This is a genomic window from Cedecea davisae (assembly GCF_044095835.1).
Classification (GTDB): Bacteria; Pseudomonadota; Gammaproteobacteria; order Enterobacterales; family Enterobacteriaceae; genus Cedecea; species Cedecea davisae.
This window is the reverse complement of the sequence record NZ_CP172054.1, coordinates 665,220-682,127: the sequence shown is the minus strand read 5'-3', so window position 1 is coordinate 682,127 and position 16,908 is coordinate 665,220. Positions and strand designations below refer to the sequence as shown.

Sequence of the window (16,908 nt, the reverse complement as noted above, 5' to 3'; positions counted from 1 at the left end):
CAAACCTCGTCTTCACTAACTCACTCATCATTAACAACTTTTTGTAGCAATCCGTAGAACGCCGTTGTTGTATTTCGCCAGCCCTGAGCAAGAATCGCATCATAAATGAACTCACCGGGCTGTGCAATTTTTATACAATCCTTATTCAGGATTGGTTGAAACGAAATAGCGGTAACAGGTAACGCTCGGCTTCTCTGACAATCGCGTCGTAATACCCGGCGTCCAGCGTACGGTACAAACGTTGCAGCCAGATATCAGAACCTTCCCCCTCAACCATATGGTTCCCTTCCCACGCAGCCAGCAGTTTATTGCGCGCTTTTTGCTGCGTTTCCTCATCCCATAAAATGGCACTATTTTGCGGGTCATAACAGGCTTTTATCCACGCACCGCCGCTGTTGTGCAGCAGGAGCAGCGGCTGGTTAAGGCCTTCTGTATATCCCTCAATCAGTTGCGCCAGATATTCACTGGCCTCACCCACTTCCAGATGTGGGAAGCGCCATGCTGAATCTTTACGGCCATACATTCGGCTTTCCCCACCGCCGCCGCTGGCGCACCAGACAAGGTGCTCAATCCACAGCTGCATTCCGTGGGCAACGCTTAATACCGAAGGGCGCCAGCGTAATAAACCATCGCCCTGTACGTCCGACAGCCACCCCGTCACTCTGGTTCCGTTGATGAGCAAATCCACTTCACGGCTTTCCCCTTTTTGCCGCTCATCCATCACTTTTTGCGCCAGTAAGCCCATCTCCTCCAGCTGTTTCTCCCAGAGAATTTCGCCGAATGCGCCGTAGGGTAAAACCCCGGCCGCACGATAGCGCACGAACAATTGCTTAGGATCTTCCTGCTGGACGAGGGTATTAAGCAGCTGCTGGTTAAGCTGGAAACGGTCCAGAACATCGAGCGTGAACGGCTCCTCATCCGGCAGTTCGGTCTCTTCCAGGCGGAAGTTGACGGCCAGACGCATCTGGAAGAAAGCCCGTACCGGATGACGCCAGAAGCGCTGAAGCTGCTCAAGGGTAATCTCTTCACGGGCCTCCGGGATTAAAGGCCGGATAAAGTCGGTATGAGCTTCCCCATGCCCGCTGGCCGCGGGAAGCCACTCTCCGGCAAAGCTTTGCTGCTCGTCTTCGGCAAGGTAGTTTGCGCTATCAAAAGGCGTGCGGGTATGGAGCTTAATCAGGTGCTGCTTCACCCGCTCGCTACTGTCGTCGGCGTTGCGGTCGGCATCTCCCGGCAGGTAATGACTGGCGGCCACGTAATCCAGCAGTTCTTCTACCAGCACAGAGGGGTAGCGCCTGCTGTTATCCTGAATTGAGCGCCCAATGTAGCTGATGTAAAGCCGCTGCTGGGCCGAAATCAACGCCTCAAGGAACAGGTAGCGGTCATCATCCCGGCGGCTGCGATCGCCGCGCTCAGGGTGCTGGCTCATCAGGTCAAACCCTAACGGCGCAAGCGTGCGGGGATAAACGCCATCGTTCATCCCCAGCAGGCACACAACCTTGAAGGGAATGGCTCGCATCGGCATCAGGGTACAGAAGTTTACCGGCCCGGCCAGGAAACGCTGGCTGATACGTTCACTGTCAAGACGCTGGGCCAGATCGTCACGCAGCAGGGTCAGCGGCACAGGCTGCTGATAGACAGCCTCTGTCCCATGTTTAATCATCTCCTGCCACTGCTGTTCTATCAAAGCCATGGCGGCTTCGGTTTCGCTATCCGGCAGGAAAAAGCTGTTCAGCATCTCTCTGCACAGCGGCAGCCATTCCTCCAGAGGGCGATCCTCACCCAGCAGCTGCCGCCAGCGATTAAGCTGCATCAGCAACTCCGCCAGCTGCCCTACCAGTTCGGCTATCAGCCCGCTGGACTCATCATAAGGCAGCACGGAATCCCAAACGCCGGCCTGGCTTTCCATTGCATAGCCAAGCAGCATGCGCGTTAGCCCGAAGCGCCAGGTATGTTGCCCGGTAGCGGGCAGATCAAGCTCACGGACGTTATCATCGTCAATGCCCCAGCGGACGCCGGACTCATTTACCCACTTGCGCAGGTAGCGCAGCCCCTCTTCATCAATGGCAAACCGCGCGGCCAGAGCCGGGACTTCAAGCAGCGCCAGCACATCCTCTGCCCCAAAGCGGCTTTCCGGCAGGCCCAGCAGCAAAATAAACGCCTGCAGAGCGGGGTGAGCCTGGCGGGCGCGGCGGTCAGAGATGGCAAAGGGCAGCCAGCGCTCGTCCCGGGCGTTGCCAAACACGGCCTGAATAAACGGGCTGTAGCTGTCGATGTCCGCCACCATCACGATGATATCGCGCGGCGTTAGCTCAGGATCGGCCTCCAGCATCGCAAGCAGCTGGTCGTGCAGCACCTCTACTTCCCGCTGCGGGCTGTGGCACTCATGCAGCGTCAGCGAGCGATCTTGCGGATCAAGCAGCCGTTTACCGTCGCTGCGCTCAAATTCTTCGGCAGTCAGCCCCAGCACCGCAGAATCTTTAAGCTCCAGCAAGTCATACTGCAGGCCGTGCAGCAGGTTATCCGGCTGCTGATCGACAAAGACGTCTATCTCTTCGAAGCGCTCCAGCTCGGAGAGCAGGAATGAATAATCTCGCCCCAGCTTGCCCCAGGATGCCAGCAGGGGATTACCCACCTCCTGCTCGCCAAGGTGGTTAAACAGTGAAGAGGCGCTGTCGTTGTCTTTAAACAGCGGCTGCTGCTCTTCGGCCTGATGCAGCCTACGCCGACGGCTCACCAGCCGGGCAAGAAACGCAGGATCTTTTATGTCGCCCCAGTAGTAACGGCAGGGATTGGTGAACAGCACATGCACATCAATATGCTTGCCCAGCGCTTGCAGCGCCTGAAGATAAACCGGCGGTAGCGCAGAGATGCCGCAGATAAATACGCGAGGCGGCAGCCCCGGCGGGCATACGTCGCTGTTTTCAAGCGTGCGGATAAAGCGCTGATAAAGGTTGGCTCGGTGCCACTCAGGCTGCCCAAGCTGCTCGGTATAGCGCACCAGCTCAGCCCAGAGCGGGGCCTGCCACTGCTGTGACTCTCCGGCCCCGTCAACCAGCTCGCCCTTTTCCCAGCGGCTCAGCCAGCCAGGACGATAAACAAGATACTGGTCATAAAGGTCGGCAATACGTGACGCCAGTTGAAACAGCTTTCGGCTACTGTCGTCTTCCTGAAGATAATGGTTAAGCAGGGTAAATTCCGGTTTGCCCAGCATGGCGGGGATAAGCGTCATCAGCTTCCAGCTCATGCTCTGCTTGTTAAAGGCGCTTTCTTCAGGGATGCCCGGCAGCACGCGCACAAACATATCCCAGATGAAGCTGGCGGGGAGCGGAAACTTAATATTTGCCGCAATGCCAAACTTTTGTGCCAGCGTCATTTGCAGCCACTGCGCCATCCCGGTGCTTTGCACCAGCACAACTTCCGGCTCAAAAGGGTCCGGCAGCGGCTGGCGCTCAACAATAAACTCCATGATAGCTTCCAGCACATCAAGGCGGTTGGAATGGTAGACACGCAACATGAAATCGCTACTCCTGACGTTGTTCTGGCCGCGGGCAATCCAGTCTGGAAAGCTCTGCGGTTCTGCCCTGTGGGCCTGTTACTGTAACGCCGATGCTGACACATCCCAACGAAGATGTCTGCTGCTGCCTCACTTTCCAGGGCATCTGCAGCGGTGGTGCCTCCGGCTCGGTTTGCTCGCGGGCCAGCCTCCACATCTGCCTGACCTGCCACTGGCTGATAAACCCCTGCTGCAATACCCGGTGATAGCCCAGCAGCGCCGTCACAACAATGGCAAAAAGCGCCAGCGCGCACAAAACTTCCGGCAGGCTGAACCCCCTTTCTCGATGCGCTAGCGCGGCAGGTCGCATAAGTCTTTATCCATCAGCGGGCAAAAATCCAGCCAGCCGTGTGCCGAAGCCACCAGCTTACCTTCCTGCAACATGCCCCACCGCCATAGCGTGAGGGGTAAAGCCTGGCTGCTTCCGGCACCTGCCGCTGCAAGCAGGGCCTCACCCTTTTCCGTTTGATAGAGGCACGCACGCCAGGCATGACTTTGCTCGCTCAGGCACTGCCAGGTGCTCTGCTGCGGCCAGTTTTGCCTTTCTCCCCATGCCAGCGCTGACCTTGCGGCAGTATCATTTTTAATAAACTGAACCTCACCGGCAATCTCAAAACGCTGCGCCCTGAGCTGGCGCGATAAGCCATCAAGCATCAGGGATCCCAAAGCAAACAGCATCAGTACCATTAACAGAGAGCTGCTCCCCTGCTCTTGCCGATAATTCATAAATTCTCTCCGCTAACGATATAGTTTATTTCACTGATTCGGCTACGGTTACCCAGGCTGGCGGCCAGCCTGAGGCTTAGCAAAGGCTTCGCCTCTTTACGGTTCTGCCGGGTTACGGAAAAATGCTGCAAACTCATCAGTTCCGGGTCAGACATTTTCTCCCACCCATTTCCCTCGCAGCTCTTCGCCCCCTTCTGGGTTTCCAGGCTCTCGTTACGCAACCGGTACCCGGTTAGTTCGCTCTGGCCTTCCGGGGAAACATCCCATTTCCCATTACCGTTGGCGTCCCATTGCACCAGCACACAGCTCCCGCCGTTGAGTATTCTCAAACCGTCCCCCTGGCAAACGCCCCGGCAATAGCCCGCACGCCGCAGGTTTTTGCCAACGCTAAATGCCAGTTGCCACATTGCCTCCTGCTTCGCGACATATTGATACTCACGCATGATTTCCATCTGTAAAACGGGAAACAATCGGGATGCACCAAGTAACACCACGCTACTCAGTGCCATAGCAATCAGCGTTTCCAGCAACGTAAAACCCCGCTGAGCGCTTAACATAGCTTGCCCTCTGCAACCTCACACAGGCGGGTTCGCCCCCAAACCGATAAGGTCACTTTCCATTTTCCCGCCGGGCTCTTCAGCACAATATGGCCCGGCCATGCGGTATTACGCACCCCATAAAAGCCCAGGCCACCGCTGATATCTTCAACAGAGATACCTTTAAATTCAGGCGAAAATTGCAGCCGTGCGTCCCCCTCAGCCCGGCCCGCCAAATGCTGACTGCTCGTCAGGATCCAGTTTTCGCCATTCTGCTCCAGCTTTAAAAGATGAGTTCGGTTATGCCAATTTGCGTCATTACGTAAGTGGGCAAGAAAATGCCGCAGCTGCTGCGCGGTTTGCCACAGGCGCTGGCGCTGTTGCCACTGCTGCCAGCCGTGAAAGCCTCCGGCGCTCAGTACGGCAATGATTGCCATCACCACCATCATTTCAACCAGGCTAAAACCACTTTGAGTTCTGTTCATGCGAGTGAGTTTGGCGGCGGGGGATAAATCTACCAGTGGAAAAACACGAGGCTACGACAGGCCTCGGAAAATATTTGCGCGGTTGCACAAACGTTCACAGCGGCTGGAGTGCTCCTCGAAGAATAGAAACCAGGATAAAAAAAACCGGCGCACAAGGGCACCGGTTCTGTCACGCTTTCAGCCTGTTATATGGCCACTGGGGCTTTAATTGCAGGATGCGGATCGTAGCCTTCGATTTCGAAGTCTTCAAACCGATAGTCAAACAGAGACTCTGGTTTGCGCTTGATGATGAGCTTAGGCAGAGCGCGCGGCTCGCGCGTCAGCTGTAGGCGAGTCTGCTCAAGGTGGTTGCTGTACAGGTGAGTGTCCCCCCCGGTCCAGACAAAATCACCCACTTCCAGATTGCACTGCTGGGCCATCATATGCACCAACAGCGCATAGCTGGCGATGTTAAACGGCAGCCCAAGGAAGATATCGCAGGAGCGCTGGTAAAGCTGGCAGGAGAGCTTGCCGTCGGCAACATAGAACTGGAAGAAAGCATGGCAAGGCGCCAGAGCCATCTTATCCAGCTCGCCCACGTTCCAGGCCGAAACAATAATACGGCGTGAATCAGGGTCGTTTTTCAGCTGGTTCAGCACCGTAGTCAGCTGATCGATATAGCGGCCATCAGGCGCGGCCCATGAACGCCACTGCTTGCCATACACCGGACCAAGATCGCCGTTTTCATCAGCCCACTCGTCCCAGATGGTGACTTTGTTCTCTTTCAGATAAGCGATATTGGTATCGCCGTTCAGGAACCACAGAAGCTCATGAATGATAGAACGCAGGTGACATTTTTTAGTGGTAACCAGCGGGAAGCCTTCCTGCAGGTTAAAGCGCATTTGATGACCAAAAATCGACAGCGTGCCGGTTCCGGTACGGTCATCTTTTGGCGTGCCCTCTTCGAGCACTTTTTTCATCAAATCAAGATACTGTTTCATGTCACCTCACGAAAGTTGCTGCTGCGGACGGCGGTAAGCCCAAACCATCATAATAACACCGGCAACAATCATCGGAATCGACAGGATCTGCCCCATGCTGATGTACTGCACCCAGGTACCGGTAAACTGAGCATCCGGCTGGCGGAAGAACTCAACGATGATGCGAAACGCGCCATACCCAATCAGGAACAGGCCCGATACCGACCCCATAGGGCGCGGCTTGCGAATATAGAGGTTCAGAATGATGAACAGCACAATACCTTCCAGCGCCAGCTCATACAGCTGTGACGGATGGCGCGGCAGCACGCCGTAAGTGTTGAACAGAGACTGCCATTCCGGGTGGGTTGCCAGCAGGCCGACATCCTCGCTGCGGGAACCAGGGAACAGCATTGCGAAGCGGAAGTTTGGATCGACACGCCCCCACAGTTCGCCGTTGATAAAGTTACCGAGACGACCGGCACCGAGTCCGAACGGAATCAGCGGAGCAATAAAGTCTGAGACCTGGAAGAAGGTGCGCTTAGTGCGGCGTGCAAACCAAATCATCACGCAGATAACGCCGATCAGGCCGCCGTGGAAGGACATTCCTCCGTCCCAGACCTTGAAAAGATACAGCGGATCGGCAAGGAACACCGGTAGGTTGTAGAAAAACACATAGCCAAGACGGCCGCCAAGGAACACGCCGAGGAAACCAGCATACAGCAGATTTTCTACTTCATTTTTAGTCCAGCCGCTGCCAGGACGGCTGGCGCGACGCCCGGCCAGCCACATGGCGAACACGAACCCGACCAGGTACATAAGTCCGTACCAGTGCAGGGAAACCGGCCCGATGGAGAAAAGCACCGGGTCAAATTCAGGGAAATGCAGATAGCCACTATTCATCTGTCACCACAAGCCATTGTTACCCCACCAAAAAAGAGAGGCGGGTTGCAAATACGCACCGCTATCGATGCGCTCCGAAAGCAGCGGATCATAGCACAAACGACCGGACTGATTGATTATGGAAGTTGTAAAAGATGTGTAATGTCCCGGTTGCGGCGGGACATTGATATGACTTAGCGACCACCGCGGATCAAGCCGCCCATTCCGCGTCGCTCCATAAACGCCGCCACCTGGTGGCGCACCTCGGTAGCCATTTGCGCCTCCAGGCTGCGCTGTGCCAGGTGCTGCGCTTCTTCCAGTTGGATGTGGCGTAGAAGATACTTAATGCGGGCAACGGAGCGGCCGTTCATCGACAGGTGGCGATAGCCCATGCCAACCAGAAGCGCGACGCACATCGGGTCTCCGGCCATTTCACCGCACAGACAGAGGTCGATATTGTAGCGTTCCGCCTCGCTGGCAATCAGGCTCAGGGTTCTCAGCATGGCCGGGTGCAGGCTGTCATAAAGGCTCGCCACGCGGGTATTGTTTCGGTCAACCGCCAGCAGATACTGGGTAAGGTCATTGGTCCCAACGGAGATAAAATCGATGCGCCCGGCCAGATGCCCCAGCATAAACACCATCGAAGGAACCTCAACCATTACGCCAAGCCGAAGTTGTGGAAGCGGGTAGCCCAGCTCTTCTTCGACTTCGCGTCCGGCACGATCGATCAATCTACGTGCATCGTCTATTTCATCGATGCTGGTGATCATCGGCAGCAGGATGCTGAGATTGCCGGTAGCGGCATTAGCGCGCAGCATCGCACGGACCTGGATCAGGAAGATCTCCGGCTGATCGAGCGTAATGCGGATCCCACGCCAGCCGAGGCAGGGGTTCTCTTCGCTGATCGGCATATACGGCAGTTGCTTATCGGCACCCACATCCAGCGTACGCAGGGTGACGGGCTTGTCGTTAAACATTTGCAACATGCCCTGATACTGCGCAACCTGCTCCTCTTCAGACGGGAAGCCGCTTTGCAGCATAAACGGAATTTCTGTGCGGTAGAGACCAATGCCGTCGACACGACTGCCAAGCTGTTCTTCATGCTCCGGGCTGAGGCCCGCATTAAGCATGACCTGAACTCGCTCTCCGCTTTTCAGCGCTGCGGGCTGGTCAACATCGTCTTCCGCCAGGCGGCTAAGCTCGTTTTCTTCGCTGACCAGGCGCTGGTATTCCTGCAGCAGCACCTGCTCAGGGTCAACCAGCAGCTCGCCACGGTAACCGTCGACCACCAGCATGCGGCGATGCAGCACCGAAGGCTGAATGTCTGCCCCCATAACCGTTGGGATGCCAAGCGCGCGAACCATAATAGCGGCGTGAGAGTTTGCCGCACCATCACGCACCACCACGCCCGCAAGGCGGTTCTGCGGCAGTTCCGCAAGCGTGGTAGCGGAAAGCTCATCGGCAACCAGCACGAAGCGCTCGGGCCAGGTATTCGGGCTTTGAATTGTGTCATCGAGGTGGAACAGCAGGCGCTGCCCGAGGGCTTTCAGGTCGCCTGCCCGCTCTTTCAGATAACTATCAGAGAGGCTGGCAAATTGTTCGGCAAATTTTTCGACAACCGTTTTAACCGCCCATTCCGCCACCGAGCCTTTATCAACTTCGGCAAACAGTTCGCGACGCAGCCGGGCATCGGTCAGCAGGTGCGAGTAGAGATCAAAGATTGCCGCCGTCTCTTTCTGAGCACCGGCGGCAAAGCGCTTGCTGTAGCGCCGGAATTCACCGGAGGCTTCTTCCAGCGCGGCGGTAAGACGCTCACGCTCCAGCGCGGTATCCAGCGTTGAAGCCTCAAAGACCTGCTCCATCAGCGGCAGCGTCGTATCCATCCAGCCTTCGGCAATGGCTACGCCCGGCGAAGCAGGCAGCGCGCGAATGCGGGTCTGGCGATATTGGCCGAACAGAGCAGTTAACTGAGATTGAGATAAAATAGCGGCCATTTGCGTGGCCAGCGTAACAAGGAAAGACTCTTCGCTTTCATCATACTGCCGGTGCTCACGCTGCTGCACTACCAGCACGCCCAGCAGCTGACGCCGCTGGATGATAGGCACCCCAAGGAAGGCCCGGAAGCGCTCCTCTTTTACCGCAGGAACGTATTTAAAGCTGGGGTGTTTTTGCGCATCGGCAAGGTTAATAGGTTCCGCAAGCCGCCCGACAAGGCCGACGATGCCTTCATCGAAGGCAAGCGTAACCGTGCGGCCGCGTGGTTTTTTTAACCCACGCGTTGCCATTAAATAAAAGCAGCGGCGCTCATGATCGGCGAGATAAACCGAGCAAACCTCGGTATCCATCGCAAGGCAGATGTCGGTAACCAGAATATCCAGCGCCTCATTGAGGCGCGGGGCGCTGGCAACCTTTTCGACTATTTCTCGCAGACGGGTGAGCATTTTTCGCGTGACTTAACCTCTTTTACGTCGCCAGGCCGGCGAGTTATTACGTGGTGGCGTAACTTCCTGCAGCGGCATAACCACGCTGGCAAACTCTTTCATTACGCGGCGATAAACATCACGCTTAAATGAAACAACCTGGCGAACCGGGTACCAGTAGCTTACCCAGCGCCAGCCGTCGAACTCCGGCGTGCTGCTGGTTTGCATATTGATCTCGGTGTCGCTGCCCAGCAACTGCAAAAGAAACCATTTTTGTTTCTGGCCGATACAAACCGGCTTTGTGTCCCAACGCACCAAACGTTTAGGTAATTTGTAACGCAACCAGTTTCGGGTCGAGGCAAGAATGCGAACATCTTTTCTCTGTAAACCGACTTCTTCGAAAAGCTCCCGGTACATTGCCTGTTCAGCTGACTCGCCAGGATTGATGCCCCCCTGAGGAAATTGCCAGGAATGTTGACCGAAACGCCGGGCCCACATTACCTGTCCCTGCCGATTGCATATTACGATCCCAACGTTGGGGCGGTAGCCATCATCATCGATCACCGGACTACCTCAAAACAAACTTAGATTACAGCGATTGTTTCATACAAGTGTCAGGCGGTAAACCACTCTATTGGCGGCGTTTGCGTGGAATAACATTTGAATAACTCACAAAAGAGTGCCGGGTTATAAACAGGGACGGTGAAAACCCTCGGCTTTATTCACTTTTTCTGTGGATATAACTGTGAAGAACTACCGAATTACATCGGGACAACTTGGGACAAGTAAAAACAGGAGCAATCTGATAATTTTAAAAACACATTATATATCATAACGATAACAGATAAAAAATGACATAAAAGCTTCATAATGTGACGATCATCACATACAAGGATCGTCGACTGATGAAAGATCGAGCAATGTCGTTTTTATCCACAGATTATGCAAACAAGTTAGTCACAAATCGCCGATAAATTGTATTTTCCCGCCTCGTCAAGGCTGTAAATGGAACCAGTAGTGACGCTTATTCCCAGTTATCCCATTTTTCTGTGGATAACATGGTGTAAGATCCTGTTCATTGTCAGTGACCAGAATTGGAAAAGCTTTTTTCCCCGCTTCGCTGGGCAGCCAAAGTCTAAAAAAAACCATTATAAATCATTAGATTGTTATTCTTATCCTCAGACGGTTAAACTAACCGTTCGCTGTGAGTAAATAGCGTTCATTTTTTAACCACAAAACATCAACGAGTTATGCAACCAATACGACCTTTAACCTCGCCCCCAAAAAGTGAAACAGACCTGCTCCGGCAGGCGAGTCTGGTCGCGGGTTATACTCTGGGTGAACTGGCCGCGCTGGCCGGGCTGAAGGCCCCTGAAAACCTGAAGCGCGATAAAGGCTGGATTGGTATTTTGCTGGAACAATGGCTGGGTGCCAGCGCCGGAAGCAAGCCTGAACAAGACTTTGCAGCACTCGGTATTGAGCTAAAAACCATTCCTGTAGATAGTGAAGGTCGCCCGCTGGAAACCACCTTTGTCTGCGTAGCTCCGCTGACCGGCAATAGCGGTGTCGTGTGGGAAACCAGCCATGTTCGCCACAAGCTGAAACGTGTGCTGTGGATCCCGGTCGAAGGCGATAGACAGATCCCGCTTGCCGAGCGCCACGTTGGCTCACCGCTACTCTGGAGTCCTTCAGAGGAAGAAGAACGGCAGCTCCAGCTTGACTGGGAAGAGCTGATGGATTTGATAGTGCTGGGGCAGGTTGAGCGCATTACCGCTCGCCACGGAGAGGTACTTCAACTCCGCCCTAAAGCGGCTAACAGCAAGGCTTTGACGGAGGCAATAGGCGCCGACGGCTCGCCGATACTCACCTTACCCCGCGGTTTTTATCTAAAGAAAACCTTCACCGCAGCGCTTCTGGCGCGCCACTTTTCGCTCTAATGCCAGCGGCATAACGAATCCATGTTTCTGTCAGCGCAGGCAGGGGAATGTTACATTAACTTTCCCCCATTAAGAATTTGCCTCTTTTATTCCCCCATTCATCAGGTTATTACTAAGCTTATTAACTGGATCCTTCCTGACGAGGAAAATAATGATGACTAAATGGGCAGTAGCAATTTCCGCCATTGGCCTTGCCTTCGCCGTTTCAGGCTGCAGCAGTGACTACGTAATGGCAACCAAAGATGGACGAATGATTTTGACCGAAGGCAAACCTAAGGTCGATGAAGATACCGGGCTGGTAAGCTATCGCGATCAGCAGGGCAACGAAATGCAGATCAACCGTAACGACGTTTCCCAAATTATCGAACGCTAATTTATCAGGGTCAGCCCGCCGGCTGGCCTGACGACTTTTCTTTTCTCCCCTCTTTCGCTTTCCCTCCGCCTCTGCCATGTTTATAGACCTTTTTGTCGGGTAGCTAAGCCTGACGTAGTCAAAAGAACACCAGGAATCCAGCTATGCATTATCACCGTATTCCCCACAGTTCACTTGAAATCAGCACGCTGGGCTTGGGAACCATGACCTTTGGTGAGCAAAACAGCGAAGCCGACGCCCACCAGCAGCTCGACTACGCCGTAAGCCAGGGCGTAAACCTGATTGACGTCGCAGAAATGTATCCGGTACCTCCGCGCCCGGAAACTCAGGGGTTAACAGAAAGTTACGTGGGTAGCTGGCTGAAGGCTCGCGGTAACCGTGAGAAGCTGGTTATTGCCTCTAAGGTAACCGGCCCAACGCGTAATAATGATGCAGGTATCCGTCCAAATCAGATCCTCGACCGTAAAAACATTCGTGAAGCGCTGGATGCCAGCCTGAAGCGCCTGCAAACCGACTACCTCGATCTGTATCAGGTACACTGGCCGCAGCGCCCAACCAATACCTTCGGCAAGCTAGGCTACACCTGGAGCGACACGACTTCGCTGCCGGTAACGCTGCTGGAAACCCTTGAAGCGCTGACGGAGTGCCAGCGTGCCGGGAAAATTCGCTATATTGGCGTCTCGAATGAAACGGCCTGGGGGGTAATGCGCTATTTGCAGCTTGCCGAAAAACACGACCTGCCGCGTATCGTTACCATTCAGAATCCGTATAGCCTGCTGAACCGCAGCTTCGAGGTTGGTTTATCTGAAGTGAGCCAGCACGAAGGTGTCGAGCTGCTTGCGTACTCCTGCCTTGCGTTTGGCGTGCTCTCGGGCAAATACCTTAACGGCGCACAACCGGCCGGAGCGCGTAATACTTTATTCAGCCGTTTTACCCGCTACAGCGGCGAACAGTCACAAAAAGCCGTTGCCGCCTACGTCGAAATCGCCAAACGTCATAACCTGGACCCGTCGCAAATGGCACTGGCCTTTGTCCGCCGCCAGCCGTTCGTTGCCAGCACCTTGCTGGGCGCTACGACGATGGACCAGCTAAAAACCAACCTTGAAAGCCTGAACCTGACCTTAAGCGAAGAGGTTATTGAGGAAATTGAGGCGGTGCATCGCGTTTATACCTACCCGGCACCGTAAAGGAATGGTGGCCCCCTGGGTAACCCAGGAGGCCATTTTTTTAACTTTTCTGCTTAATCTGCCACAGCCACAGGGCGCTAATCGCCAGCGCAAACACCACGCCGAAGCCGATACCTACGCCGACGATTGGTGCCCCGGTTTTCACCGCCAGCGAGAACAAGCCAAGCATCAGCAGCATTGCCGTGTTCTCTCCAAGATTCTGAACCGCGATGGCATTTCCCGCGCCGACGGTGTGCTTGCCGCGATCCTGCAGCAGCGCATTAAGAGGCACGACAAAGAACCCGCCAAGAATACCGATCAGCATAAGCAGGGCATAAGAAGGCAGCAGAGCGTGCTGGAAAGCAAAAATAGCGACTCCGACGCCAATCAATATCCCGGCAGGCATGCAGCGAGCGACCGTTTCAAGAGTAACCAGTTTAGCCGCTGCGCCCGCGCCGATAACAATCCCAACAGCAACCATCGCATTAAGATAAGTTGGCGTGGCGTTATCAGCGATCCCCAGCGCGACGGGCACCCACAGCACCAGCAGGAAGCGTAGCGTAACGCCAGCTCCCCAGAACAGGCTGGTACCAACCAGCGAGAATCGAGTTTCACCGCTGCGCCACAGAACGCGGCAGGCGGCAAAGAAGCTTTGCGTCATTGGCCTGAAACGCCATGACTGTCCGGGCCGTGCCGGAGCCAGTTTGGGAATAAACAGGTTTGCGATAACCGCCGCAGCGTAAACCAGAGCACAGACAATAAGCGCCGCAAGCAGGCTCCAGTCCGCCAGCACGCCGCCGGCAACCGAGCCCAGTAAGATGGCAGCAATAGTCGATGATTCCATCAGCCCATTCGCTTTGACCAGACGGTCACCGGTTGTCAGCTCGCCAAGAATACCGTACTTAGCCGGTGAATATGCCGCGGCGCCAACGCCCACCAGCATATAACCAACAAACGGATTAAGCCCAAAAGCAATCACCAACGCGCCAATCAGCTTCAGGCTGTTAGCCATCATCATGACGCGCCCTTTGGCAAAGCTGTCGGCAACCTGGCCCACAAACGGGGCAAAGAGAATATAGGCACCAACGAAGACCATTTGCAGCACCGGCTGGCTCCAGTCGGGATAAAATTGCTGCTTGAGCACCGCGAGGGTGGCAAACAGCAGGGCATTATCACCAAACGCAGATAAAAACTGCGCCGCGGTCACCGCCAGCATGCCGCGTGACCATAGCGAACCGCTGCCGTTAGCCTGTTCAGACATGAACTTTCTCCGCTTCGTCTATTTGTGCCTCGAGGGTAACAAAATCTGGTTTACCGCTGCCGAGCACCGGCAGCTGTTTGAGATAGCGAATATCGCGCGGTACAGCCAGCTCCGGCACGCCGTGCTCGCGTGCATAACGTAACAGTTTTTCGCGGTTCAGTTCGCTGTCGGTGGTGAACAAGACCAGCGCCTCGCCTTTCGCCGCATCATGTTTAATTACCGTGGCATGTAGCTTGTCCGGGGAGATAGAGATGGCCACCTGCTCAACCATTTCCAGCGACACCATTTCTCCGGCAATCTTGGCAAAGCGTTTTGCTCGCCCCTGGATCACGCAGAAACCCTGCTCATCAAAAGTCACTATATCGCCGGTGTCATACCAGCCTTTTTCCATCTCGCCCGCAGCGTTTTCTGCCTCCGGTAGCTCAAGAACGCCGGGATTTTCAACTCGCAGGTAGCCGTTCATGATGTTCGGGCCTTTGAGTTGCAGCCTGCCGCCCTGTTCAATGCCCGGCACCGCCAGCAGACGGGCGTCCATTGCAGGTAAAATCCGCCCGACGGTTCCCGGTTTTGCCGCCATTGGCACGTTGATGGAAACCACCGGAGCGCACTCGGTCACGCCATAACCTTCAAGGATGCGCAGGCCGAATTTGTCCTGCCACAACTGCCTGGTGCTTTCCTGGAGTTTTTCAGCCCCGGCCACCACGTAGCGCAGGCGGAAGAAATCATAAGGATTGGCAAAGCGGCCATAATTCCCAAGGAAAGTGGAAGTGCCGAATACTACGGTGCAGTTGCGGTCGTAAATAAGTTCCGGCACGACCCGGTAGTGCAGCGGGCTTGGGTAGAGGAAGACTTCCGCGCCGGTCAGCAGCGGTGTCAGCAGGCCAACCGTCAGGCCGAAAGAGTGGAACAGCGGCAGCGCGGACATAAAGCGGTCGTCCGCGGTAAAGTCGGCGATAGTGCGAATTTGCTCGACGTTGGCCAGCAGGCTTTTATGGCTGTGAACAACACCCTTCGGGTTACCTTCAGAGCCGGAGGTAAACAGCACCATAGCGGCATCTTCCGGCTGCTGTTTCACCTGGGCGAGCTGCGGAGCAAGTAAGTGGGCAAAAATCCACAGTTTGTCCCTGGCCGTGACCGTAGATTTTAAATCCTCAAGATAGACCCAGCGCACCTGAGTAAGCTGCTCAGGCAGATGCAGCAGTTTGCCCTTCTCCAGGAACTGGCGCGAGGTAAACACGGTTTTGATTTGAGCGGCGGTAATCGCGCTGGTCAGCCCTTTGACGCCAGCCGTGTAGTTCATCATCGCCGGGACTCGCCCGCGGGACGACGCACCAAAAATAACCGCCGCGCTGATGGCTGCGTTCGGCAGCATCAGGCCGATGGTTTCACCCTGCTCGCTGTATTTATCAAGAATACGGCCAACAAACAGCGTTTTGGTCAACAAAGAGCGATAAGTATCAGGCTTGAAATTAATATCTTCGATGCAGTTTTTACGTGAACCGTAGCGATCTTTCGCCGCCAGCAGCGCCTCAAACAGCGTCTCACGCGGGCGCACCGCCATACGCGCCTCCATCATAATCTGATGCAGCATTTCCCCGGCCATTTTACGCCGGTCACGAGCGCGGGGCGCTTCCGGCATCGGAATAGAGGTCGGCGGTAACAGATGCAGGCTAATGCGCGGGAACAGTCGCTGTTTTACCAGGCCCTTCAACCGGCTGAAGAAGGTCAGCTCGGCGCCATCAATGCGCAGAGGCACTATAGTGGCATTGGCCTTCGCCGCCACAAACCCAGCCCCGTCGTAGATTTTCATCAGCGAGCCGGTAACGCTAATGCGCCCTTCCGGGAAGATGACCACCGGCCGCCCCTGCTCTACCAGCCGTACCAGATGTTTAATCGACATCGGCTTGGTCGGTTCCAGCGGAACAAAATCAATCAGCGGTTTGAGCCAGCGCATATACCATTGCTGGCTTATTGACGAATAGACCGCAAATACCGGTCGAACCGGCAAGAATAGTGCCACCAGAATCCCATCGAGAAACGACACATGGTTCGGAACAATAAGCACGCGTTGCAGGGCCAGGGCTTTAGTATCCCCGGACAGGGTGACACGGAACAGAATTCGGAATAGCGCACGGAAAAAAGCAAAAAGCATAGCAATTCTCTTTGTCGTGGGTCGGCAAGAGTTAAGTGTAGAGACGCAGAGTACACCAGTTGCGGGAAGTGCGGGAAGTGGCTCAAAAAAAAGCAAAAAAAAACCTGCGCATCTGCGCAGGTTGGTGCAAAAGAATTGTACTCAGCAGAGTACCAGGAATTCTCACCAATCAATACCTCTGGGATCTGAATTGTCTCGCGCCACCGATGAGGAAACCAGCGGCAAAAAGCAAGGGAATGAACCCAAGTGCAACCAGGTGTTTAAATTCTCAGTTCTTGTTACAGGCGGCGGGATTCAGGCAAAAAAAAACCTGCGCATCCGCGCAGGTTGGTGTAATTCATAGGATCAGCATTAGTCGCTGACTTCACCTATCAATACCTCTGGGATGACAAATGTAGCAGCGGCACATTCACTTCCGCCATGTGGAAATCGCAACAGCAGACTGCAAAATGTAAGCA

At 54.9% G+C, this 16,908-nt stretch carries 14 protein-coding genes; 3 read left to right on the top strand and 11 right to left on the bottom strand.

The features are described from left to right. Positions 1–145: 145 nt before the first annotated feature. The 9 genes from recC to rppH form a co-directional block, all read right to left on the bottom strand. The gene (gene recC / locus ACG1VR_RS03735) at positions 146–3,517 is read right to left on the bottom strand and encodes an exodeoxyribonuclease V subunit gamma (RefSeq protein ID WP_395490243.1); all 3,372 of its coding nucleotides are present in this window, start codon (positions 3,515–3,517) and stop codon (positions 146–148) included. A 7-nt stretch (positions 3,518–3,524) separates the two neighbouring features. Then, on the bottom strand, positions 3,525–3,866 hold the full coding sequence (locus tag ACG1VR_RS03730) for a prepilin-type N-terminal cleavage/methylation domain-containing protein (RefSeq protein WP_016538044.1): 342 nt from the start codon (positions 3,864–3,866) through the stop codon (positions 3,525–3,527). Further along, a complete protein-coding gene (locus ACG1VR_RS03725) occupies positions 3,848–4,282 on the bottom strand; it encodes a DUF2509 family protein (protein ID WP_172569066.1) in 435 nt (144 codons plus the stop codon). Before ACG1VR_RS03725 ends, ACG1VR_RS03730 begins: the two co-directional genes overlap by 19 nt. Continuing rightward, a complete protein-coding gene (locus ACG1VR_RS03720) occupies positions 4,279–4,839 on the bottom strand; it encodes a prepilin peptidase-dependent protein (RefSeq protein ID WP_395490242.1) in 561 nt (186 codons plus the stop codon). Before ACG1VR_RS03720 ends, ACG1VR_RS03725 begins: the two co-directional genes overlap by 4 nt. Then, positions 4,833–5,303 carry a prepilin peptidase-dependent protein gene (locus tag ACG1VR_RS03715; protein ID WP_016538047.1) on the bottom strand — a complete coding sequence of 157 codons (471 nt, stop codon included), beginning with the start codon at positions 5,301–5,303 and terminating at the stop codon, positions 4,833–4,835. Before ACG1VR_RS03715 ends, ACG1VR_RS03720 begins: the two co-directional genes overlap by 7 nt. Before the next feature lie 185 nt (positions 5,304–5,488). Further along, a complete protein-coding gene (gene thyA, locus ACG1VR_RS03710; RefSeq protein ID WP_016538048.1) occupies positions 5,489–6,283 on the bottom strand; it encodes a thymidylate synthase in 795 nt (264 codons plus the stop codon). A 6-nt stretch (positions 6,284–6,289) separates the two neighbouring features. Continuing rightward, complete coding sequence (gene lgt / locus ACG1VR_RS03705; protein WP_016538049.1) at positions 6,290–7,162, bottom strand: prolipoprotein diacylglyceryl transferase; 873 nt, start codon at positions 7,160–7,162, stop codon at positions 6,290–6,292. Between the two features lie 173 nt (positions 7,163–7,335). After that, complete coding sequence (gene ptsP, locus ACG1VR_RS03700) at positions 7,336–9,582, bottom strand: phosphoenolpyruvate--protein phosphotransferase (RefSeq protein WP_172569064.1); 2,247 nt, start codon at positions 9,580–9,582, stop codon at positions 7,336–7,338. A 12-nt stretch (positions 9,583–9,594) separates the two neighbouring features. Then, the gene (gene rppH, locus ACG1VR_RS03695; RefSeq protein WP_016538051.1) at positions 9,595–10,125 is read right to left on the bottom strand and encodes an RNA pyrophosphohydrolase; all 531 of its coding nucleotides are present in this window, start codon (positions 10,123–10,125) and stop codon (positions 9,595–9,597) included. Between the two features lie 686 nt (positions 10,126–10,811). Here rppH and mutH point away from each other — a divergent pair. The 3 genes from mutH to ACG1VR_RS03680 all read left to right on the top strand — a co-directional run bounded on the left by mutH (position 10,812) and on the right by ACG1VR_RS03680 (position 13,058). Then, on the top strand, positions 10,812–11,498 hold the full coding sequence (gene mutH / locus ACG1VR_RS03690) for a DNA mismatch repair endonuclease MutH (RefSeq protein ID WP_395490241.1): 687 nt from the start codon (positions 10,812–10,814) through the stop codon (positions 11,496–11,498). A gap of 154 nt (positions 11,499–11,652) precedes the next feature. Next, entirely contained in the window at positions 11,653–11,871 is a 219-nt protein-coding gene (locus tag ACG1VR_RS03685; RefSeq protein ID WP_008458470.1) for a YgdI/YgdR family lipoprotein, read from the top strand. A gap of 143 nt (positions 11,872–12,014) precedes the next feature. Beyond that, positions 12,015–13,058, top strand: a complete 1,044-nt coding sequence (locus ACG1VR_RS03680; protein WP_039898766.1) for an NADP(H)-dependent aldo-keto reductase — start codon at positions 12,015–12,017, stop codon at positions 13,056–13,058. A gap of 40 nt (positions 13,059–13,098) precedes the next feature. On the opposite strand, the gene lplT is transcribed toward ACG1VR_RS03680, so the two are convergent. Further along, the gene (lplT, locus tag ACG1VR_RS03675; RefSeq protein WP_016538055.1) at positions 13,099–14,298 is read right to left on the bottom strand and encodes a lysophospholipid transporter LplT; all 1,200 of its coding nucleotides are present in this window, start codon (positions 14,296–14,298) and stop codon (positions 13,099–13,101) included. Continuing rightward, the gene (gene aas / locus ACG1VR_RS03670; RefSeq protein WP_395490240.1) at positions 14,291–16,450 is read right to left on the bottom strand and encodes a bifunctional acyl-ACP--phospholipid O-acyltransferase/long-chain-fatty-acid--ACP ligase; all 2,160 of its coding nucleotides are present in this window, start codon (positions 16,448–16,450) and stop codon (positions 14,291–14,293) included. Before aas ends, lplT begins: the two co-directional genes overlap by 8 nt. Positions 16,451–16,908: the final 458 nt, after the last annotated feature.